18 protein-coding genes and 3 pseudogenes are annotated in these 20,117 nt (G+C 63.9%); 5 read left to right on the forward strand and 16 right to left on the reverse strand.

Annotation, left to right across the window (positions count from 1 at the left end; all coding sequences use genetic code 11):
- Positions 1–17 precede the first annotated feature (17 nt).
- Together P9230_RS04605 and P9230_RS04610 are read right to left on the reverse strand one after the other, a co-directional pair.
- Positions 18–785 carry a FadR/GntR family transcriptional regulator gene (locus P9230_RS04605; protein WP_067328889.1) on the reverse strand — a complete coding sequence of 256 codons (768 nt, stop codon included), beginning with the start codon at positions 783–785 and terminating at the stop codon, positions 18–20.
- A gap of 170 nt (positions 786–955) precedes the next feature.
- Positions 956–1,945 carry a sugar-binding protein gene (locus P9230_RS04610; protein ID WP_066992270.1) on the reverse strand — a complete coding sequence of 330 codons (990 nt, stop codon included), beginning with the start codon at positions 1,943–1,945 and terminating at the stop codon, positions 956–958.
- Positions 1,946–2,394: 449 nt separating this feature from the next.
- Between P9230_RS04610 and P9230_RS04615 the strand changes: the two genes are divergently transcribed.
- Complete coding sequence (locus P9230_RS04615; protein ID WP_066992363.1) at positions 2,395–3,138, forward strand: ATP-binding cassette domain-containing protein; 744 nt, start codon at positions 2,395–2,397, stop codon at positions 3,136–3,138.
- Between the two features lie 41 nt (positions 3,139–3,179).
- A complete protein-coding gene (locus P9230_RS04620) occupies positions 3,180–4,178 on the forward strand; it encodes an ABC transporter permease (RefSeq protein ID WP_066992267.1) in 999 nt (332 codons plus the stop codon).
- A 120-nt stretch (positions 4,179–4,298) separates the two neighbouring features.
- Here the strand turns inward: P9230_RS04620 and P9230_RS04625 are convergent.
- Positions 4,299–4,403, reverse strand: a pseudogene (locus P9230_RS04625) (amidohydrolase); the annotation flags it as partial.
- Positions 4,404–4,407: 4 nt separating this feature from the next.
- The gene (locus P9230_RS04630) at positions 4,408–5,853 is read right to left on the reverse strand and encodes an MFS transporter (RefSeq protein WP_127246130.1); all 1,446 of its coding nucleotides are present in this window, start codon (positions 5,851–5,853) and stop codon (positions 4,408–4,410) included.
- A gap of 111 nt (positions 5,854–5,964) precedes the next feature.
- Between P9230_RS04630 and P9230_RS04635 the strand changes: the two genes are divergently transcribed.
- From P9230_RS04635 to P9230_RS04645, 3 genes are all read left to right on the forward strand, one after another.
- A complete protein-coding gene (locus P9230_RS04635; protein ID WP_127216175.1) occupies positions 5,965–6,966 on the forward strand; it encodes an ornithine cyclodeaminase family protein in 1,002 nt (333 codons plus the stop codon).
- Entirely contained in the window at positions 6,963–8,468 is a 1,506-nt protein-coding gene (gene hutH, locus P9230_RS04640; protein ID WP_278117597.1) for a histidine ammonia-lyase, read from the forward strand. The genes P9230_RS04635 and hutH overlap by 4 nt, the downstream gene beginning before the upstream one ends.
- Positions 8,469–8,702: 234 nt before the next feature.
- Positions 8,703–9,662, forward strand: a complete 960-nt coding sequence (locus tag P9230_RS04645; protein WP_278117599.1) for a glycosyltransferase — start codon at positions 8,703–8,705, stop codon at positions 9,660–9,662.
- 101 nt (positions 9,663–9,763) lie between these two features.
- On the opposite strand, the pseudogene P9230_RS32410 reads toward P9230_RS04645, so the two are convergent.
- The 12 genes and pseudogenes from P9230_RS32410 to P9230_RS04700 all read right to left on the reverse strand — a co-directional run.
- A pseudogene (locus P9230_RS32410) lies at positions 9,764–9,901 on the reverse strand (3-methyl-2-oxobutanoate hydroxymethyltransferase); the annotation flags it as partial.
- A gap of 3 nt (positions 9,902–9,904) precedes the next feature.
- Positions 9,905–10,219, reverse strand: coding sequence for a MocE family 2Fe-2S type ferredoxin (locus tag P9230_RS04650; RefSeq protein WP_095824968.1), 315 nt, complete (start codon positions 10,217–10,219; stop codon positions 9,905–9,907).
- A 46-nt stretch (positions 10,220–10,265) separates the two neighbouring features.
- Positions 10,266–11,359, reverse strand: a pseudogene (locus P9230_RS04655) (fatty acid desaturase family protein).
- A 5-nt stretch (positions 11,360–11,364) separates the two neighbouring features.
- A complete protein-coding gene (locus P9230_RS04660) occupies positions 11,365–12,279 on the reverse strand; it encodes a sugar phosphate isomerase/epimerase (protein WP_278087359.1) in 915 nt (304 codons plus the stop codon).
- 26 nt (positions 12,280–12,305) lie between these two features.
- Positions 12,306–13,418, reverse strand: a complete 1,113-nt coding sequence (locus P9230_RS04665) for a Gfo/Idh/MocA family oxidoreductase (protein WP_278054268.1) — start codon at positions 13,416–13,418, stop codon at positions 12,306–12,308.
- Positions 13,419–13,513: 95 nt separating this feature from the next.
- Entirely contained in the window at positions 13,514–14,578 is a 1,065-nt protein-coding gene (locus tag P9230_RS04670) for an ABC transporter ATP-binding protein (RefSeq protein ID WP_278117602.1), read from the reverse strand.
- Entirely contained in the window at positions 14,578–15,366 is a 789-nt protein-coding gene (locus P9230_RS04675) for an ABC transporter permease (RefSeq protein WP_278117604.1), read from the reverse strand. The genes P9230_RS04670 and P9230_RS04675 overlap by 1 nt, the downstream gene beginning before the upstream one ends.
- A complete protein-coding gene (locus tag P9230_RS04680) occupies positions 15,366–16,235 on the reverse strand; it encodes an ABC transporter permease (protein WP_127217374.1) in 870 nt (289 codons plus the stop codon). Before P9230_RS04680 ends, P9230_RS04675 begins: the two co-directional genes overlap by 1 nt.
- 28 nt (positions 16,236–16,263) lie before the next feature.
- A complete protein-coding gene (locus P9230_RS04685; protein ID WP_066992230.1) occupies positions 16,264–17,328 on the reverse strand; it encodes an ABC transporter substrate-binding protein in 1,065 nt (354 codons plus the stop codon).
- Positions 17,329–17,366: 38 nt separating this feature from the next.
- Positions 17,367–18,341, reverse strand: a complete 975-nt coding sequence (locus tag P9230_RS04690; protein ID WP_278117607.1) for a PfkB family carbohydrate kinase — start codon at positions 18,339–18,341, stop codon at positions 17,367–17,369.
- A complete protein-coding gene (locus tag P9230_RS04695) occupies positions 18,338–19,369 on the reverse strand; it encodes an ADP-ribosylglycohydrolase family protein (RefSeq protein ID WP_278117609.1) in 1,032 nt (343 codons plus the stop codon). Before P9230_RS04695 ends, P9230_RS04690 begins: the two co-directional genes overlap by 4 nt.
- Before the next feature lie 2 nt (positions 19,370–19,371).
- On the reverse strand, positions 19,372–20,097 hold the full coding sequence (locus tag P9230_RS04700; protein WP_127216186.1) for a GntR family transcriptional regulator: 726 nt from the start codon (positions 20,095–20,097) through the stop codon (positions 19,372–19,374).
- Positions 20,098–20,117 lie beyond the last annotated feature (20 nt).

Below are 20,117 nucleotides of genomic sequence, written 5' to 3' on the forward strand. Positions count from 1 at the left end.
AGCCGCGGCCAAGCCTGTCAGCGTCTCGAGAGCTCGATCACCTCGTCGGTATTGGCGAGAAGCCTGTGCACCGCGCTTCTCGCCGCGGCCGGGCGCTGCAGGCGGATGTTTCGCTCGATCGCCTCGTGCAGGGACTGGGCCCGCCGCTGGTCGCTGTGCTCGCGCGTGACGAAGATGAAGAGATGATCGAGCGCCGATTCGATCAGTACGCCTAGCGGCACCAGCAGCTCATTGCCCGAGGCGCGCAGGATGGCGAGATGGAACCGCGTATCGGCGCGCGTGCGCTCCTGGATATGCGCCGCCTCCCCCATTTCGCGGCACGCTTGGCTGATTTCGACCATCTGCTCGTCGGAGCGCCGCAGCGCCGCGAAGGCGGCCGCCTCAGGCTCGATGATATGGCGGAACTCCTGCACCGTTCTGAGAAACACCTCGCGGTCAGGCGAGGTCGCGTACCAGGCGAGCACGTCGCGGTCGAGCAGGTTCCAGCGCTCCCTCGGCTCGACCCAACTGCCGATCTTGGGGCGGGACGCGAGCAGGCTCTTGGCCATCAGCATCTTGATGGCCTCCCGCACCGCCGAGCGGCTGACATTGAAGGTTTCCGACCATTTGGCTTCGTTGGGCAGGACAGTTCCGGGCGGATAGTCGCCGCGCACGATCCTGAGGCCGATCTCGCCGGCGAGCGATGCGTGCACGCTGAGGCCGGCGATCCGCGTCGCCTCGGGTCGTCGTATCGTGGCCGGCTGTGCAGGCTCGGCTAAGCGCTTTCCAGACTTTTCCCGTGGCATCCGCCTTCCGGTGCCTCCTGTCGCGGGCTCCAAGACGCCCGCAAAAACTCTGCCGGATAAGAAAATTCTGGCGCAAAAACTCTTGGCTCCGCCGCCCCGGCAAGGCCGCGCCCATAGTCCTGGCGAAAGGTGGAGGGGCGCCCTTCGAAGGGCGCCCCGGGGATCGAAGCCTACTTCTGGATGCAGGTGTCGACCGTATCCTTTGTGCATTCGTCGAGGCCGGTGAAGACCGGATCGTCGACCTTCTTGCCCTGGATGAGGTCGAGCATCACCGACGGCGCCTTGTAGCCCATTTCGAACGGCCGCTGGCCGACCAGTGCGGTCACAAGGCCCTCCCTGGCGATAGCCACCTCGTCGCCGATCGTGTCGGCGGCGCCGATGACGAACTCGTTCTTGGCGATCTTGTCGGCCATCGGCTTGAACAGGTCGCGATAGGGCTGCGGAGCGCCGAACAGCGGCCAGCCGCCCATGATGCCGAAAGCGTCGAGCTTCGGATTGGCGGCCAGGATGTCTGTCATCGCCTGCACGCCCTTGGCGCCGTCGTCATTGGTGAACACCGGGCAACCCGCCACTTCCGTCCAGCCGCCTTCGCCGGCGAGCGCCGGCAGGCCTTCCTTGCCCGACAGCGCATCGCGCATGCCCTGCGCGCGGCGCAGGATGTTGTCGGCGGCCGGATTGCCCTCGATCGTGCAGATCGTGCCGCCATTCGGCTTGGCCTTCTTGATGTATTCGCCAATCCGCTTGCCCATCAGATAATTGTCGGTGCCGAGATAGGTCTTGCGAAGCGCGGCGTCTTCCTTGGCGAGATCGGCATCGACCGTCATGATCGGGATCGACGGATTGGCGCTCTTGATCGTCTGCGCGATCAGCGGCGCGTTGGACGGCGAGATCGCCATCGCGGCCGTGTCCGGCTTGCTCAGCATGTCCTGCACGATCTGGGCTTCGCCGGCCTCGTCCGAGGTCGATGCCGGGCCGGTGTAGAAGCATTCATATTCGGAGCTGGCGTTCTCCTTGTTCCACTTCTCGCAGCCCTGATGGATGGCTTCGAAGAACGGGTTGTCGAGGCCCTTTACGACAATCACGAGCTGTTTCTTGGCCAAAGCCGGCCCGGCGCCCAGCGCCATGGCGGCGACGGCGGCGAGCAAAAGTGATTTCCTCATATCAGTCCTCCCTTGAAAACAGACGGACACGACGTGCCCGCCACACCGACCGGCCCGGATGCAAGCAACACGCGAATAACCTGGAAGGTTCGTGTCTCAAGCCGGGCCGATAAGCATTTGGCGATCCGTCCAGCTCGAATGGGCGCCGGCCGGATCCTGAATCTTGCCCATCGCGTCACGCCGAGCAACGATTCCGCGACGGAAAAATTCTTCCTCCAATGCTAGCTAATAACGGCTCGCTGCCAACGTCAATTGCTATTTGTCCTACAAAACCGATTTTTCAACGGGACTCGAAATTAATCGCCCGACAATTGATTGACGCCCATGGCCGCATTTGCCTAAATGAGTCTATCGCACCTGCTCGGGAGGAGTTGGAGGCGCGAGGCCCCTGCGGCGCCGGCAATTATGGCAAGGCAGTCGAGGGACGAAAACGGGGAGGCTTAAGGCTGGTGTCGGTTCTCGAACTCGCCAACATCTCGAAGCACTTCGGCGCCATCCAGGCGGTGAACGACGTCTCGTTCACGCTCGAGGCCGGCGAGGTCGTCGGCCTGATGGGCGACAACGGCGCCGGCAAGTCGACGCTGGTCAAGATGATCGCCGGCAATTTCCGCCCCAGTCACGGCACGATGCACATGGACGGCAAGGAGCTGATCCTGCACAAGCCGGCCGAGGCCCGCCAGCACGGCATCGAGATCGTCCATCAGGACCTGGCGCTTTGCAACAATCTGACGGCTGCCGCCAATGTCTATCTCGGCCGGGAACTGCGCCGCGGCATCGGCCCCTTCCGCATTCTCGACTACGCCGCGATGTACAAGCGCGCCGGCCAGCTCTTTGCCGAACTGAAATCCGAGACGCGGCCGCGCGACCTCGTCAAGCAGATGTCTGGCGGCCAGCGCCAGGCGGTGGCGATCGCCCGCACCATGCTGTCGCAAGCCAAGATCGTGCTGATGGACGAGCCGACGGCGGCGATCTCGGTGAGACAGGTCGCGGAGGTGCTGAACCTGATCCGCCATCTGCGTGACCAGGGCATCGCCGTGGTGCTGATCAGCCACCGCATGCCCGACGTCTTCGATGTCGCCGACCGCGTCATCGTCATGCGGCGCGGCAGGAAAGTCGCCGACAAGAAGATCGCCTCGAGCTCGCCCGAGGAAGTCACCGGGCTGATCACCGGCGCCATCGAACAGGTTGCGTAATCGCGTGGATCAGGCGTCCAACGCCTCAGGAAAGGTCGATAATGGCAGTCACCCTTGACCAGACGATCGCGCAGAAGCAGCACACATTCTTCTCACGGCTCTTTGCCAACCAGACCTTCTGGGTGGTGATCGCGGTTATCCTCGCCTGCCTGTTCCTGTCCTTCGCGACCGACGCTTTCGCCACGCAGAAGAACCTCTTCAACATCACCCGCAACATCACCTTCGTCGCCATCGTGGCGCTCGGCATGACCTTCGTCATCATCACCGGCGGCATCGACCTGTCGGTCGGCTCGGTGCTGTGCCTGTGCTCGATGGTGCTGGCCGTCACCATGCATGCCGGTTATTCGATCGAAATCGGCATCCTGGCCTCGATCGTCACCGCTTTAGCCATCGGCGCCTTCAACGGGGTGCTCATCGCCTATCTCGGTTTCCCACCCTTCGTGGTGACGCTCGGCATGCTGTCGGTGGCGCGCAGCCTCGCCATGGTCGCCTCCAACAACACCGTCGTCTTCCAGTTCGGGCCGGACCACGACAAGCTGCTGGCGCTGGGCGGCGGCGCCTGGGTGTTCGGCATCGCCAATCCGGTGCTTTACATGATCCTTTTGGCGTTGATCACCGGCTTCATCCTGCGCTGGACCAAGTTCGGCCGGCATATCTTCGCCATCGGCGGCAATGAGCATGCGGCCACACTGACCGGTGTTCCGGTGCGCCAGATCAAGGTCGCAGTCTACATGATCTCGGCGCTCTCGGCCGGTCTCGCCGGCATCATCCAGACCGGCTGGCTCGGCGCCGTCACCACCAATCTCGGCAACGGCATGGAGCTGCAGGTGATTGCCGCGACCGTCATCGGCGGCGCCGACCTCGCCGGCGGCGTCGGCACCGCGTTCGGCGCCATCGTCGGCGCCGCCCTGATCGAGGTCATCCGCAACAGCCTCGGCCTGCTCGGCATCAACGCCTTTTGGCAAGGCACTTTCATCGGGGGCGCGATCATCCTGGCGGTGCTGTTCGACCGCATCCGTAATTTTAGGCGCAGCGATTAGAGAGCAAACCTTCCCTTCTCCCTTCTTGTGGAGAAGGGGAGACCCCTGCTCAGTCTGAAAATCCGCCCAGCTGGTCGGTGCGGAGCGGTCGTCATTCCTCCACGCCTTGACGGGGCCAGAGGCGATGAGCTCCGGGTCATTGCGATGCACAAAAGTGCCGAGCCCCGACAGTTTGCCGTAGAAGTTCGGTGCCGCCGCGGGCGTGCGCAGGCCGGCCTTCCAAGCCCATTCAGTCCCGCCCGGTATGGCCTGAGACCTCTGCACCCGCATGGGCCGGAAGGACCAGAAAGCGCAGCGCTGCCACCAGCCCGATCAGGCCGATCACGAAAAAGGCGATCCTGAAGTCTATTAGGTTGGGCGCCGCGCCACTGCGCACGATCTGCGACAGGTTGAGGATCGCCGCGGCCACGGCCACGCCAAACAGCATCGCCACCTGCTGCAGCATGCTGGACAAAGTCGCGGCCGAGCTGCGCTGCGGCGCGCCGATATCCGCGAAGGCAAGCGTGTTGAGCGCCGTGAACTGCATCGAGCGCGTCAGACCGGCGACCAGCATCAACGCCACGACAAGTGCCAGCGGTGTCTGCGGCGAAATCACGCCGCACGCCGCGATTCCAAGCGAGGCAATCACCCCGTTGACCACCAGCACCCGGCGGAAGCCAAAGAGTCTGAGCGTCGGCGTGGTCACCGCTTTCATCCCGAGGTTGCCGAGGAAGTAGGCCAGGATCAGCAGGCCGGCGTCCACCGGCCGCATGCCGAAGCCCACCTGGAAGAGCAGCGGCAGCAGGAACGGCGTGGCGTTGATGGCGACGCGAAAGATCGTGCCCGCCGAGAGCGTCGAGATGGCGAAGGTCGGCACTTTGAAGGGGGACAGGTCGAGCAGCGGATGCGTCACCCGCCGCAAGTGCCGCACGGCCACCCAGCCGACGGCGACGCCGGCGGCAACCAGGCCCACTGTCGGCAGCATGCCATCCTCGGGATGCGCAAGCCGTTCCAGCCCATAGAGCATCGCGGCGAGGCCGAGCGCGGTGAGGAAGAATCCCGGCCAGTCGAGCGGCCTGGTCTCGGATTCGCGATCGCCCGGAACGAAGCGCGCGACAAGCAGCAGCCCGGCGAGGCCGAGCGGAACGTTGATGAAGAAGTTCCAGTGCCAGGACAGATAGGTGGTGATGAAGCCGCCGAGCATCGGCCCGATCACCGGCGCGAACAAGGCCGGCCAGGTGATCAGCGCCGTGGCGGCAAGCAATTCGGACTTGGCGGCGTTGCGCAGCACCAGGATGCGGCCGACCGGCGTCATCAAGGCGCTGCCGAGGCCCTGAACGATGCGGGCGGCAACGAATTGCGTCAGGCTCTGTGAGTAGCCGCAGGCGATCGACGCCAGCGTGAACAGCCCGATCGCGACGAGGAAAATGTTGCGCGCGCCAAACCGGTCGGCAAGCCAGGCCGACAACGGCACGAACACCGCCATGGTCAACATGTAAGCGGTGATCCCGATGCTCATCGCCACTGCCGGCACGCCGAAAGACTGCCCCATCTGCGGCAGCGACGTCGAGATGATCGTCGAATCCAGCAACTGCATGAAGAAGGCGACGGCAACGATCAGCGCGACGCGCCGCGCCTGGCGCGCCGCCGTCGGCACGAGCTGGGATACGGCCTCATTGTCGGGGATGCTGGTCATGACGCGCCGGTTGAACAGCATAAGGCTGAACCAGTCCAGAGCTTATCCAACAAACTTTCGTGTCGCCCCGCCGCCTGTTATGGATGAGCGCGGGCCGGACGAGGGAAATGCATGAAGCCGATCTATATCGACTACCTCAATGCTCTCGACATTGAAGCCCTTGGCCTGAGCGATGCCGAGATCATCGGCGCCGTCGAAGCCGGGCTCGTCGCCCAGGGCAAGGGCCAGACGGTGATCGAGCCGCGCGTCCATCTTGAGCCGGATCCGTCCTTCCGCGGTCATTTCAACGTGCTGCGCGGCTATGTGGCGCCGCTCGATGCGGCCGGCGTCAAGATCGTCGGCGATTATGTCGACAACTACCTGCACGCCCTGCCGTCCGAATTCGGCATACTCAACCTGTTCGACCCGCGCACCGGCGCGCCACGCGCCATCCTCGACGCCACCGTCATCACCGATATGCGCACCGGCGCGGTCACCGCCATCGGCGCCAAGCATCTGGCGAAGAAATCATCCAGGGTGCTCGGTCACATCGGCGCGCGCGGCACCGCCTACTGGAACGTGCGACTGCTCGATCACCTGTTCGACTTCGACGAGATCCGCGTCCATTCGCGCCGCCCCGAAAGCCGCGACGCTTTCGCCGCGAAGCTTGCCGCCGACCTCGGCAAGCCGGTTGTCGCCGTTGCCGACTGGAAGAGCTGCGTGGAAGGCGCCGACATCGTTGTCGAAGCCTCGCGGCTACCGGAACCGCAACCCCTGCTCAAGACCGCCTGGATCAAGCGCGGCGCGCTGGTCGTGCCCTATGGCACGATGAGCGCGGTGGAGCTTTCGCTTACCGACATCATGCAAAAGATCGTCGTCGACGACTGGGGTCAGTGCAAGGGCGGCAAGTTCGGCTCGCTGCGCGCCCATGTCGAGACGGGACGGCTGAGCGAGGCGACGCTGCATGCCGAGCTCGGCCAGATCGCTGCCGGGCACAAAGCGGGCCGGCAAAGCGACGGCGAGACGATCCTGTTCTGGCATCGGGGTCTGTCGCTCTCCGACATCGCGCTCGGCAAGGCGATGCTGGCCAAAGCCGCGGAACAAGGCATCGGCCAGAGGCTGCGTTTCGCATGACCCCGCTCGTTCTCACCGGCGCCGGCGTCAGCATCGAGGACGTGGCCGCCGTGGCGCGCAGTGCAGGCAAGGTCGAGATCACGCCGGCGGTCATCGAGAAACTCGGCAAGGTCCGCCAGGTCCTCGATGACGCCGCTGCCGGCGGCCAGCAGATCTATGGGCTGAACACCGGGCTGGGCGCCAATCTCGGCACGACTGTCGAAGGCGATGCCGGTGCCTTCCAGCGCCAGCTTCTCGACGGACGCGGAGCTGCGGTGGGAAACCCATTGCCCGCCCAGCTCGTGCGCGCCGCAATGTTTGCCCGCATCGCCATGCTTTCCGCCGGCGGCTCCGGCCTGTCGCCGCATGTCCTCACCGCGCTTGTCGATCTGCTCAACGCCGGCATCCATCCGGTGATGCCGTCGCTGGGCTCGATCGGCGCCGGCGACCTGGTGCTGATGACCGCGATAGCCCACACGCTGATCGGCGAAGGCGATGCCGACTATCAGGGCAGGCGCATGCCTTCGGCAAAGGCGCTGATGATGGCGCGGCTTGCGCCAGTCAGCCTGGCACCGAAGGATGGTTTGTCGCTGATCAACGCTTCCGCCGTTTCTACCGGCGCCGGCGCGCTGGCGCTCGTCGACGCGCTGTCGGCACTCGAACAGCAGGAGCAGGCCGGCGCGCTCACCATGGAAGCGTTCGGGGCCAACCGCACCATCCTTGACCCGCGCCTGCATCTGGCGCGGCCGGCCGCCTGTCAGCAGGTAGCGGCAAAGGCGCTGCGCGACCTGCTCACCCGCGACGGGACGCCCGCGCCGACCACCCTTCAGGATCCGCTGTCGATCCGCTGCATGCCCTCGATCCACGGCGCGCTCATCCAGGCGATCGACCATGCCCGGCTCACGGTCGAGATCGAGCTCAACGCGTCCGCCGACAACCCGCTGGTGCTCGCCAACGACTCACTCGTGCTGTCGACCGGGAATTTCCATACCGCCTCGCTGTCGCTCGCCTTCGAGACGCTAGGTCTGGCCATTGCGCAATGCGCGGCGGCGTCGGCCGCGCGCTTCATCCAGCTCACCGGCTCAACCCGCCACGGCTTGCCGAAATATCTGTCGCCAATCGGCGGCGCGTCCGCCGGCTTCGTGCCGCTGCAGAAGACGGTGACGGCGATCCTGGCCGCCATCCGCCACAAGGCCAATCCGGTGATGCTCGACTTCCTACCCGTGTCCGAGGGTGTTGAGGATCATGCGACGCAGACTCCCCTCGCCGTCGCCAAATGCGTCGAGATGATCGTGCTGTGGCGGCGGCTGATCGCCCTGGAGCTTATGGCCGCCGCACAGGCCGTCGATCTTCGCGAAGGGCTCATTCTTGCACCGGCCACCAGCGCGATCCACGCGGCCGTCCGCGCCCATGTGCCGACGCTTAAGGAAGACCGGCCGCTCGGATCCCATGCCGATGCGCTCCATGCGGTCCTCGCCGACGGGTATTGGCTCCCTGCGGTGCACCAGATACTGCTCGATTAGACGAGATCAGGGCACCGCATCGTTGCGGACCACCAACGACAGATCGAGATCACCACCCATCAAGCCAACCCTCAAGCCAACTGGCTGCGCGCCCGGATCGGATGGCCGGCCCCCGCCGCTTATGGGCCCGCCGGACGGCGCCCCTCGGCACCCTCTTGGGTTGCACGATGAGTTCGGATATGAAGAGCCAAGGGCATATAAGGGGTGGCTCAATTGCATCGTTCCTGCTTCGTCTTGGCGGCAGACGCAAAAAATTTCCCATACGCTGTTCTGGGCGCGCGGCGCATACTGGACGTATCTGCGCCTATCGACGGTTTCATCCTTCATATCGGCGCCGGAACTGAGGATTTGCCGGTCGCGGACCGATTGCTCGGCGCTGCCGTCAAGATCGTCGACGTGTCCGATCTCCTGAAGGAATTCGATTTCGATCCCGGTCACCTCAGCGTAGCAACCTACATTCGCCTGCTTGCCGACAAGCTGGCGGTATTCGAGCCCTACGACAGGCTCGTCTATGTGGACACCGATGTTATCTTCAACCGGTCGATCACCGACTTGGCCGATGTTGAACTGAATGCCCCACTCTTGGCGGCCCATGACGAACAGACCTATTTCGATCCGAGCTGCCGTGAGTCTCTTGAGATGGAGCCCGGCTCATCGCATTTCAACGCCGGCATACTGGTGCTGAACATGCCAATGATCCGCGCCGAGGGGCTCTTGGAGCGGGCGCGCGAACTGGCGCTGCGGCGGGTACCGAAGCTCGATCAGGGAGCGCTCAACATAGCGTTTGCCGGACGCTGGCAAACGATGCATCCGCTCTGGAATCTGCAGACCAACTATTCCAGCCAGATACCCTTCAGTAGAGCCTTCGCGCGTCATTTCACCTTCGGAAAGCCGTGGTGGCCAAGCCCTGAAGGAGTGGAACTCGCCGCGATGGCGATCTATCGCAACCTGGCGAAAGATACGCCCTGGCTCGATCGGTTCAAGCGTCCGCTCTGGACGAGAGGTCTGCGCAAGCGATTGCTCCGCAAATTCGACGGCCTCTCCGGGATCATTCTCAACAAGGAAAAATACAGACGCCGTTTCCGATTCAACGCCGAACGGTGCACCGCCATTTTTGCCGCGCAGGCCGATCAGGGGATGATGGCCGCAACCTATCCGGAGGTCCTGATGGGCGTGGTCAAGCTACGGAAATAGGCGCCGATCTCTCGACGAAAGCTTACCGGCTCGGGCCGCAAGGCCGGCCCAATACCTGCTGCACTTGGCGGCAAACCAGGCAGACCCATCGCAGTGCCCGTTCAGGCTCTTGCGTCCACTTTCTTCATGAAACGCCTGAGCTCGTCTGGATCCATATGCACGATGTGCCGGTCTTCCGGATAGGCGCCGCTGTTGACGTCGCCGACATTTTCCGAGAACGCCGCGATGCGCTCCGCTTGCCTTCAGCCGATATCGATCATCACCTTCCCGGCCTCGACCTTGACCGGATAGGTTTTGAGGTTGACGCAGACCGGCGCGCCCTTGGCCTGGCCGGTCTTATAGTTGAAGCGGCCATTATGCTTCGGGCATTCGATGATGTCGTCCATCACCAGCCCGTCGGCCAAATGCGCCTTTTCATGCGTGCAGAAACCGTCGGTGGCGAAGAACTCGTCGTCAGGCGAGCGGTAGATCGCGAAGGTGCGGCCGCCATGGTCGAAGCGGATCACGTCCTCCTCATCCACCTCGTCGACCGCGCAAGCTTCGACCCACTCCGCCATCGTCCTTCTCCTGATTGGGTTCGCACAACTGCCGCGCGCACCGACCTTATTCGGCAGCCGCAGCCGTTATGTCGAGATCGTGGAATCGCCGCGGTAAGGCTTGGCCGTCGGCGGCAATTCGCGCTTGAGGTAATAGTCCTCGTATTTCAGCTGCCTGACCAGCACCGGCCAGACCTCGCGATAGGCATGCCACATCGACGGGCTCGGCTCCGGCAAATCGTGCTTGATCAACTCATGCAGCCTGGGCAGCGCATGATAGGGCACCATCGGGAACATGTGATGCTCCACATGGTAGTTCATGTTCCAGTAGATGAACCGGCTGATCGGGTTCATATAAACCGTGCGCGTGTTGAGCCGATGGTCGGTGACGTTGTCGGCCAGCCCGATATGCTGCAGCAGGCCGGTCGTCACCATGTGCCAGGTGCCGTAGAGCCGCGGCAAGCCGATCAGCACCAGCGGTATCCATGACCTAAGCGCGATCGCGACAGCGATCGTCGCGACGTATACCGCGATGTGCCAGCGCGCCGCGATCACCGCCTTGTGCTGCTCCATCTCCGGAATGTAGCTCTTCTCGTCGTCCGACAGCTTGCCGAAGGCCTGGCGCACCAGCGTGGGCAGCGAATAGCGGAAGTCGAGAATGCCCGTGAAGGCGAGCGCAGCTTTGATGAGGTCCGGGGGCCGCATAACGGCGATCTCGGCATCGCGGCCGACAATGATCGTGTCGGTGTGGTGACGGGCATGGCTCCAGCGCCACTGCACCGGGTTGCGCATCAGCATGAACGAGGCGATGTGATAAACGACATCGTTCATCCAGCGCGTGCGAAACGCGGTGCCGTGCCCGCATTCGTGCCAGCGCGAGTCGCTCGACGAGCCATAGAGCACGCCATAGACGAACATGAATGACACGACCCACCACGTGCCCCAGAACCAGACAATGCCGGCGGCTGAGCCCAGGATCGCCGAGATCCAGATGACGCTATCGCGGATCGCCGGCCCGTCGCAACGCTGCATCAGCTCCTTCATCACCTTCCGCGGCACGTCGGTGTGGTACCACTCGGCCGATGCAAGTCCGGTCTCTATCGCAAGCCGCGTGCTCTCGCCGACAAGGCTGTAGTCGCGCTTCGTACCGGTGGTCGTCATCGTCATTAAAGCCCGTTGGCGCGGAATTTCCCGTCGAGGAATTTCTTGGCGCGCGGCACGTCCTCCTCGTCGAGATGCTCGATGATTACCGGGATGTTCGGGTGCTTTTCGCTGAGACGCTTGAGATAGAGATCGTAATTCAGCACGCCGAGCCCCGGCGCCGGCAGTTCGATCTCGCCGACGCCGCGGAAGGTCAGCCCCTCATGCGCCTCCGCGTCGCCGATATCGGCATGCTTCTCCGTCTTGTCGCCGCCCGAACGCTTCACGTCCTTGGCATGCGCGATTTTGATCTTGTCCGTCAGCGTGTCGAACACCTGGTTCAGCACTTGATCCATGCGGTCGATGTTGTGCGCCTCGAAATAGTTCGTCGGGTCGATCAACAGGCCGAGGCCGGGATGATCGACCTGAGCGAACATCCTGACCGTCTCCTCGACCGAGCCGACAACGTTGTTGACGTAGGTTTCGAGCAGGAACACCGCGCCGTGCTCGTAGGCGGTCTGGGCAAGATCCGAGATCACCTTGCGGCACTCCTCAAAACCTTCCTCGGTCTTGTTCTTCGGATGATGCACCCAGTCGGATTCGGTGTTGTAGGTGCCGGTTTCCGAGATCACGTAAGGCGAGCCGAAATCGCGCGCGTTCCGGATGATCTCCTTCAGATAGGCAAGCCGCCGCTCGCGCTCGGCCCTGTCCGGGTGGATGATGTTCGTGTAGCCGGACACGCAGCAAACCGGCAGGTTGTGGTCGCGGAACGTATCGCGCACCCGCCTCGCCTTGTCCCTGGTGATCTGTCCGGCCGAGAGGTCGATATCCTTGAAATGCAGGTCGAGCTGCACGGTGTTGAAATCGAGCGCCCGGATGCGCCTGGCGACCTCCTCGAGCTCATACGGAAAATAGCCTGTGAAGATACCTGCCTGCATCATGAGGTGAAGTCCTCCCGATAAGCGATTCAATTGCCCCGTTTCTTAGTCGCCCGGTCGACAGGGATTTCGGACAGCCTGACGGTGCGGCCCTCTGCTATCGACCGGTAACCGGCCTCCACCAGCGCCATGGTGTTGACGTTGTCGGCAACGGAAAGCGCCGGCGGCGTGCCGGTCTTGAGCGCATATTGCAGCTGCTCCATGACGCCGATGAAGGCATGCGGAAACCACATCGTCTCCCAGCTCGGGCTGACCCATTTGCCGCCGGTCGTCTCTGTCGAGGCGTAGGTCAGCGTCGAGGCGACGCCCTTCGGCCAACCGATCGTGCCCTTGGCGACACCCTTGGTGCCATCGACGCGCCAGTCGATATGCTGGTCGTCGGAATAGCCTTCCTGACGCGGGCCGGACCAGACGTCCTCCAGCGACACCGCGAGCACGCCGGAGGGAAAGCGCAGCGTCGAAACGGTGATGCCGTCGGAATGTTCGAACTTGGTGCGCGGATCCCTGCGCGTCAGCGTCGTGATTTCGTCAGGGTCGCCGAACAGGAAGCGCAGCACGTCGAGGTGGTGCACACTCATATTGGCGAGCGTCAGCCGGTCATATCCGGCGAGGAAGGTTTGCCAGTGCGGGATGGCATGCATGTCGATCTCGGCGAAGACGATCTCGCCCAGCGCGCCGCTATCGATGATCTGCTTCAAGACGCGCATCGACTGGTCGTAGCGCATGTTCTGGTTGACCGAGAGGATCTTGCCGGAGGCCGCCGCCTCGTCGCGCAGCTTCACCGCTTCCTCGACCGAGAGCGCCAGCGGCTTCTGCGCCAGAATCGCCTTGATGTGCGGCTGGTTCAGTGCATGGCGGATCAGCGCGGGCTGCTGGTCCGGCGGGAAGGCAAGGTCGACGATCTCGACGCGGCTGTCTTCGATCAGCCGCTCCGGCGTATCGCAGACGGTCGGAATGCCCCAGCGGCCGGCGACCTTTTCGGCATTCGTCCTGGTTCGTGAGGCGATCGCCACCACCGGAAAGCCGGCTTGCGCGTAGGCGGCGAGATGGCACTCGGCCATGATCATGCCGGCGCCGATGCAGCCGATCCGGTACTCCTTGACTCGGACTTTCACGTCCGGCTCGAAATCCATGCTCGCCATCCATTCCTCCCGTCGAGGACTGGATTTAACGCCAGGATCAGGCGGTCAGCCAAGGGCCGCGCCATCATTTCCCATCAGGGACCGGTGGATCCGGCTTACGCGGCGATCAGCACCGTGCTCTCCGGCGACCAGCTGAGCATCACTTCTTGGCCTTCGGCCAGCCGCTCGGCGCCGGTGTTCTGGACAATGACCTTCACCGTCTGTCCATCGCGGTCGACGAAATAGGTGCTGTTGTTGCCGGCGAAGATGCGTTTTGAAACCTGGCCCCTGACCGTGTTGGCATATCCCGCCTCGGACGTTGCAGAGCCGGTTGAAATCTGGATGCGCTCGGGCCGCACGGCGCAGCTCGCCTTGGCGCCGGCCGAGAGAGACGCACCCGACGCAGCGGCGATTGCTGTACCGTCGGGCAGCCTGATGCCGTTGCCGGTCGCATCGCCGCGAAAGATGTTGGCGTCGCCGAGGAAGGTCGCGGCGAACTCGCTTTGCGGCCTGTCGTAGATCTCCTCGGGCGGCCCCTCCTGCACCAGTCGGCCGTCGCGCAATATGCCGATGCGGTCGCTCATCGTCAGCGCCTCTTCCTGGTCGTGGGTGACGAAGATGGTGGTGATGCCGATCTCGCGCTGGATGCGCTTCAGCTCGATCTGCATGTCAACGCGCAGCGCCTTGTCGAGCGCGCCGAGCGGCTCGTCGAGCAAAAGCACGCGCGGCTTGGTGACGATGGCGCGCGCCAGCGCCACACGCTGCCGCTGGCCGCCCGAGAGCTGGTGCGGCCGCCGGCCGCCGAGCTTGCCGAGTTGGACGAGATCCAGCGCCCGCTGCACTTCCGTAGCGACCGTCGCCTTCGGCTCGCCGCGCACCGAAAGGCCGAAAGCGACATTGTCGGCGACGCTCATATTGGGAAAGAGCGCGTAGTTCTGGAACACCATGCCGATGCGGCGCCTTTCCACCGGCACGCGCTCGACGCTTTCGCCGCCGATGGCGATGCGTCCGCTATCGGGAAAGTCGAAGCCGGCGATCTGCCTGAGCAGCGTGGTCTTGCCGCTGCCCGAAGGCCCGAGCAGCGCATAGAAGCCACCGTCCGGAAAGTCGATCGAGACATGGTCCAGCGCCTTGTGCGCGCCGAAACTGCGGGAGACGTTCGATACCTGGACGCCGGCCATTATTTCTCTCCGCCGAATTTGAAGAAGCGCGCCGTCAGCAGCATGAGCGCCATCGACACCACGATGATGATGGTCGACACCGCGTTGATCTCGGGCGTGAATCCCTTGCGGATCGCGGCGTAGATTTCGACCGGCAGCGTCGTCTGGCCTGGCGTCGACAGGAAATACGAGACCACGAACTGGTCGAAGGAGACAGCGAATGCGAACAGTCCGCCGGCGATCACGCCAGGCATGATCCAGGGCAAAGTTACGCGCACGGTAACCTGCCACTGATTGGCGCCGAGCGAACGCGCCGCTTCTTCCAGCTCCGGCGCGAAGGTCTGCAGGCGGGCGGACACGACGACGATGACGTAGGGCAGCGCCAGCGCGACATGGCCGAGCAGGATCGCGATGAGCCCGCGGCCGATGCCGATGCCGAAGAAGAAGATCAGCATCGCGGTGCCGGTAATAAGCCACGGAATGGCGATCGGCGGAAACAGCAGCGCCTGCAGGAATTTCTTGCCGCGGAATACGTAGCGATAGAGCGCTAGCGACGCCATCGAACCAAGCAGCGTTGAAAGGATCGTCGTGATGATCGCGATCTCGATGCTGTTCCAGGTCGCCGCGATCAGCTGGTCGTTTTGCGCGAGCGAAGCATACCAGTCCGTCGTCCACTCGAACGGCAGCTGGTAAAAAGGCGAGGCGTTGAACGACATCAGCGCCATGATGATGATCGGCAGATAGAGGAAGCCGAGCAACATGAAGATGTAGAAGCGCCCGACCCACTCCAGAATGCGCGTCGTCGCCATCAGCCGGCCCTCCGCAAGACCGGTGCCGCGAGCGCCAAGATGACCAGCACGACGGCAAGCAGGATGAAGGAGAGCGCCGCGCCCAGCGGCCAGTTGAAGACGGCAACAAACTGGTCCTCGATGACGGTGCCGTAGAAGGTGCCGGTGCGGCCGCCGAGGATGCGCGGCTCCATGAAAGAGCCCACGACCGGGACGAAGATCAGCGCCGCACCCGCGATGAGGCCGGGCATCGACAGCGGGATGATCACTCGCTTGAGCACCTGCAGCCGCGAAGCCCCGAGCGAGCGACCCGCCTCGATCAGCGAGTCGTCGATTGCCTGCAGCGTGAGGTAACAGGTCAGCACCATATAGGGCACGTAGGAGTGCACCAGGCCGATGATGACCGCCGGGTAGGAATACATGAGATCGATATTGATCTTGAACGGCAAGACGGCATTGAGCGTGGTGTCGAGAATGCCGCCCTCACGCAGCACCATGGCCCAGGAGAAGATGCGCACGAGCCCGTTCGACCAGAAAGGCAGGATGACCAGCAGGAAGATCGCCTCGCGGCTGCGGCCTTTAAGAACCTTCGCCAGCACGTAAGCCGCCGGATAGCCGATAACGACGCACCAAAGCGTGACCTCGAGCCCGAGCCGCAGCGAGGCCAGAAGAAGCGTCAGATAAAGGCTTTGCGAGAAGAAGGCGGCGTAGTTGCCGAGCGTGAACGACCACTCCTTCCCGGCCATTGGCAGGTCGGTCATGAAGGAGAAGAACACCATGGCTGACAGCGGCAGAAAGATCGCCACCGTCAGCCATAGATAAGCGGGAAGCAGAAGCGGCAGGGCTGGCCGCAGTCCGCGGCGCGAACCGGTCGCGAGCTGCTCAGCCATGATGCCTCTCCTCCCCGTAAGACGCCAACTATTTCACGTTGACCTTCAGCTCCTGCCAAAGTGCCAGGTATTTCTCGCGCTGCTCATCCGTGACCGGCGCCTGGAACTGGATACGTTTGGCGACCTCTGGGCTGCCCATGACCTTTCGGTTGAAGGCGTCCTCGGGCAGCGCCTCGACCGCCTTGGTGTTGGCCGAAACCGGCGCGCCGACCTTGGTGACCCATTCGACATAGAATTTCGGGTCGATCATGTAGTTGATGAAGGCCTCGGCGCCGGCGACATTCTTGGAACCGGCCGGGATGGAGAAGGCGTCCAGCCAGGCGACGGCCCCTTCCTGCGGGATGACCAGCGAGACCGGCAGCTTGAAATGCGTCTTGGCGCGGTCGGCGGAGCCGCTCCAGTAGGTGCCGATATCGATCTGGTTGGAGGCAACCATCTGGTTCCAGTCGTTCTCCGAACTCCAGAAGGTCTTGATCTGCGGCATCAGCGAGGTGAGCTTCGCCTTGACCGCGCCCATATCCTTGATGTCGTTGATGTTCTGCCCCGATGCGATGGCGCCGAACTGCACCGCCTCGACGGCGTCGTCGCGGATGATGACGCGCCCCTTATGTGCCGGATCCCACATCTCGGCGATGCTCGTCGGCGGCTTGTCGAACGACTTCTCGTTGATGGCTAGAGCGGTCAGGCCCCACACCCACGGCACGCCATAGACCTTGCCGTCATGGTTCAGCATCGGCGAGCCGGCCTTGTCCTTGGCGATATCGGCATAGTTCGAGAGCTTCGACGTATCGATCGGCTGGATCAGCTTGCCGGCCATCGCCTGGTCGTTGAAGGCGGCGTTGATCATGACGACGTCGTAGAGGCCGGGATTGGTCCTCAGCTTGGTCAGCATCTCCTGTTCGGAGTTGAAGAAGTCATTGACGACCTTGTAGCCGGTCGCCTTCTCGAAGTTGGCGACCGCCCATGGCTCGTCGGCGCCGTAGCCCTTCCAGTTGAGCACATGCACTTCCTCGGCGGCCTGGGCGGCAAACGTGAATGCTGAGACGAAAACGGCGGTCGCCGTCAGAAAAGCGGTGAGTCTGGGCATGCGCATGTTTTTTCCTCTCATTGTTGGCCCGGTTGATGGGCTTGTTAAGTTACAGTCGCGTCCTCCCGGCCATGCGCTATCGTTCCTTGATCGTGATGGCTTAGGAATTCCTGGATCTCACTGTCGGTCGGCGCGGACGAGCCGCCATGACGGGTGACGGAAACGGCCGCCGCGGCGTTCGCGTAGCGCGCCGCTTCGCAGGGCGACAGGCCGCGCGACAATGCGCTGACGAAGGCGCCGATATGCGTATCGCCGGCACCATTGGTGTCGACGGCGCTGACCGCGAAGCCGGGGATCGCGTGCGTGCCGCCTTCTGCCAGCCGCACAAGGCAGCCATGCGCGCCGGCGCGGATCACGACGCCCGCGGCTTTCGGGCAGTGTTCGGCCAGAAGCCGGATCGCGACGGTCTGCGCGTCGCCACGGCCGGCTATTGCGGCGGCCTCGTCGGCGTTGCAGCTCAGCCAAGCGGTGCGGGCAAGCACCCTTTCCAAGATCGGGCGCGGAATCTCCGCGATCACAGGCGTCGGATCGAAGACCACGGGAACTTCCTCCGGCAGCGCGTCGATCCAGGCGGCGAGCGCTTCGCGGCTGCCAGGGTAGCTCAACGTATAGCCGGAGGTGAAAACCCAATCGCCCGGAATGACTTGGACGGGCGCCATCATGTCCGGTGTCAGCACGCTCTCTGCGCCCGGCCATGAGACGAAGGTACGTTCCGCATCGCTGCTGATCATGGCGACGCAATTGCCGCTGTCCATCAAGGGTGACGGCGGCGTCAGCGTCTCGATGCCTTCAGCGGCGAAAGCCGCGCGCAGGAAGTCGCCGTCTGCCCCCATGCCAAGCTTTCCGCCGAACACCACCTTCATGCCGGTGCGGCTCGCCGCGACCATCATGTTGAAGCCGCCGCCGGCGACGCGCGAATAGCTCGTCGCGGTCTTTTCGCTGCCCGCCGCCGGAAGAGCGTCGATGCGATAGACATAGTCGACCACCGCGCTGCCGACATGAACGAGGCGCCCGCTCATGCGGCGTCCTCCTTGCCGCCACGGGCCTTCGCCATGCGCGCCGCGACAAGATCATTGGCCAAAGGCTCGACCTCCGCGAGATCGATGCCCTTCAGTCCCGCGATTTGATCTTGCGGCAGGCCCGACAGGCCCGAACAGGCGCCCGCCATGCCGGCGGCGATGGCGCCTATGGTGTCGGTGTCGCCACCGAGATTGGCGCTGATCACTGCCGCTCGCCACGCATCCCCGTTGGCAACCTCCAGCACGGCGAATGCTGCAGGAATCGACTCCTGGCTGGCGACCCCCGTGCCGATCAGGTCAACGATCAACCGGATCGCCTCTTTGTCGCCCTTCCCGCGCACAAGTTCCTGCGCCCAGAGGATGCGTTCGGCGATGTCGCCGCCGGTGACCCAGTGACCGAGCGCGGCACCAAGCTTTGCCGCCGCGACGGCATGGCCGGAAGCAGCGCGCCAGTCGGCGCCCGAAACACCGAGACTGACCGCGGCAGCAACTGCGGCTGCGGAGGCAATCGCAATCGACGTATTGTGCGTAGCCCGGCAGGTTTCCGCGACTTTCGCAACCAGGGCATCGAGCGGCTCCGGGCGGATCATAATGCCGACCGGCGCAATCCGCATCGCGGCGCCGTTGGTGTCGCCAGTTCGCCCCGCTTCTTCCGCCGGCACGCCGTTATTGATGGCGTCGATGGCCCGCTTGGTCGACGGTCCAAGCAGGTCGTAACTGCCACGCGCCTTGACGTCGCGCTCCCAGTCGAGCAGCGCGTTGACCCATCGCGCATGGTCGAAGCGATTCCCGGAGCTGACCAGGATGCGGCCGAGCAGCAGGGCCTGCTCGGTGTCGTCGGTGATGGCACCTGTCGGCAGCCCCTTCGACACCGGATGGTCGACGGCGGGCGCAACGAAACCCTCGACATGGCCATAGAGCTCGGCGATGCGGGCGGGCGACAGAAGCTGTGTCGGCATGCCCAGCGCATCGCCAAGCGCGCCGCCGATCAGCGCGCCCATCGCCCGGTCGATCGCGTCGGCCGCCATGCTCAGAACTCCAGATGCAGCGCGAAATGCGCCGGGTTGAGCAGGCTGGTGACGAATTCGATGGCGCGGCCGTCGGCGGCGCGCGTCAGCCGCCGCGTCCTGAGGAACGGCGTGCCCGGCGCGCAATCGAGGATGGCGGCATCAGCAGCGCTGAGCATCTCGATGTCGACCCACTCCTCGCCATGGTCGGACACCAGCCCTGCCCCGCGCAGCGTCTGGTGCAGCGAGCCTTCGCGAAGCCCGCGCAGCGGCACGTCTTCCAGCTCGGGCGACAGTGGCAGGCGGCTGCGTTCGATCGAGATCGCATGGCCGTCATCGGCATTGGTACGGACGCGATCGACGGCGATGAAAGACGAGCTCTCGACACCGAGCTTTGCCGCGAGCTCGGCATCTTCGATGATCTCGAGCCTAAGCGTCCGGGTTTCGGCATTGGCGCCCGCATTGGCGAGCGCGCGCGACCAGCCGATCGCGTCATCGACCGGCATGCCGTCGAAAGTGACGAAGGACCCGATGCCGACCTTGGTGGTGATGAGGCCGCGGCTTGAAAGCTCTTCCAGCCCTTTGCGAACCGTGTTGCGGCTGACCGAGAAGCGCTGGACGAGCTCGTTCTCGCTCTGCAGGCGTTCGCCAAAGCCGAGCACGCCTGAGCGGATCTCGTGCTCCAGAACCGTCGCGATCTGCTCGGGCTTGCCCGTGCCGGGAGTGAGTTGCGTCGCGCGGCGGGCCATATGGATACCTGTTCAATGAA

Origin of the sequence: Mesorhizobium sp. WSM4887 (assembly GCF_029625865.1) — a bacterium.
In the GTDB taxonomy this organism is placed as follows: Bacteria; Pseudomonadota; Alphaproteobacteria; order Rhizobiales; family Rhizobiaceae; genus Mesorhizobium.

Bases quoted from the DNA above. Each gene is read 5' to 3' on its own strand.
- P9230_RS04660 (WP_278087359.1), bottom strand. From the start codon at position 12,279: ATGATGCAGGCAGGTATCTTCACAGGCTATTTTCCGTATGAGCTCGAG.
- P9230_RS04605 (WP_067328889.1), bottom strand. From the start codon at position 785: ATGCCACGGGAAAAGTCTGGAAAGCGCTTAGCCGAGCCTGCACAGCCG.
- P9230_RS04630 (WP_127246130.1), bottom strand. From the start codon at position 5,853: ATGACCAGCATCCCCGACAATGAGGCCGTATCCCAGCTCGTGCCGACG.
- P9230_RS04670 (WP_278117602.1), bottom strand. From the start codon at position 14,578: ATGGCCGGCGTCCAGGTATCGAACGTCTCCCGCAGTTTCGGCGCGCAC.
- P9230_RS04610 (WP_066992270.1), bottom strand. From the start codon at position 1,945: ATGAGGAAATCACTTTTGCTCGCCGCCGTCGCCGCCATGGCGCTGGGC.
- P9230_RS04700 (WP_127216186.1), bottom strand. From the start codon at position 20,097: ATGGCCCGCCGCGCGACGCAACTCACTCCCGGCACGGGCAAGCCCGAG.
- hutH (WP_278117597.1), top strand. From the start codon at position 6,963: ATGACCCCGCTCGTTCTCACCGGCGCCGGCGTCAGCATCGAGGACGTG.
- P9230_RS04620 (WP_066992267.1), top strand. From the start codon at position 3,180: ATGGCAGTCACCCTTGACCAGACGATCGCGCAGAAGCAGCACACATTC.
- P9230_RS04635 (WP_127216175.1), top strand. From the start codon at position 5,965: ATGAAGCCGATCTATATCGACTACCTCAATGCTCTCGACATTGAAGCC.
- P9230_RS04680 (WP_127217374.1), bottom strand. From the start codon at position 16,235: ATGGCTGAGCAGCTCGCGACCGGTTCGCGCCGCGGACTGCGGCCAGCC.
- P9230_RS04665 (WP_278054268.1), bottom strand. From the start codon at position 13,418: ATGGCGAGCATGGATTTCGAGCCGGACGTGAAAGTCCGAGTCAAGGAG.
- P9230_RS04695 (WP_278117609.1), bottom strand. From the start codon at position 19,369: ATGGCGGCCGACGCGATCGACCGGGCGATGGGCGCGCTGATCGGCGGC.
- P9230_RS04675 (WP_278117604.1), bottom strand. From the start codon at position 15,366: ATGGCGACGACGCGCATTCTGGAGTGGGTCGGGCGCTTCTACATCTTC.
- P9230_RS04690 (WP_278117607.1), bottom strand. From the start codon at position 18,341: ATGAGCGGGCGCCTCGTTCATGTCGGCAGCGCGGTGGTCGACTATGTC.
- P9230_RS04650 (WP_095824968.1), bottom strand. From the start codon at position 10,219: ATGGCGGAGTGGGTCGAAGCTTGCGCGGTCGACGAGGTGGATGAGGAG.
- P9230_RS04685 (WP_066992230.1), bottom strand. From the start codon at position 17,328: ATGCGCATGCCCAGACTCACCGCTTTTCTGACGGCGACCGCCGTTTTC.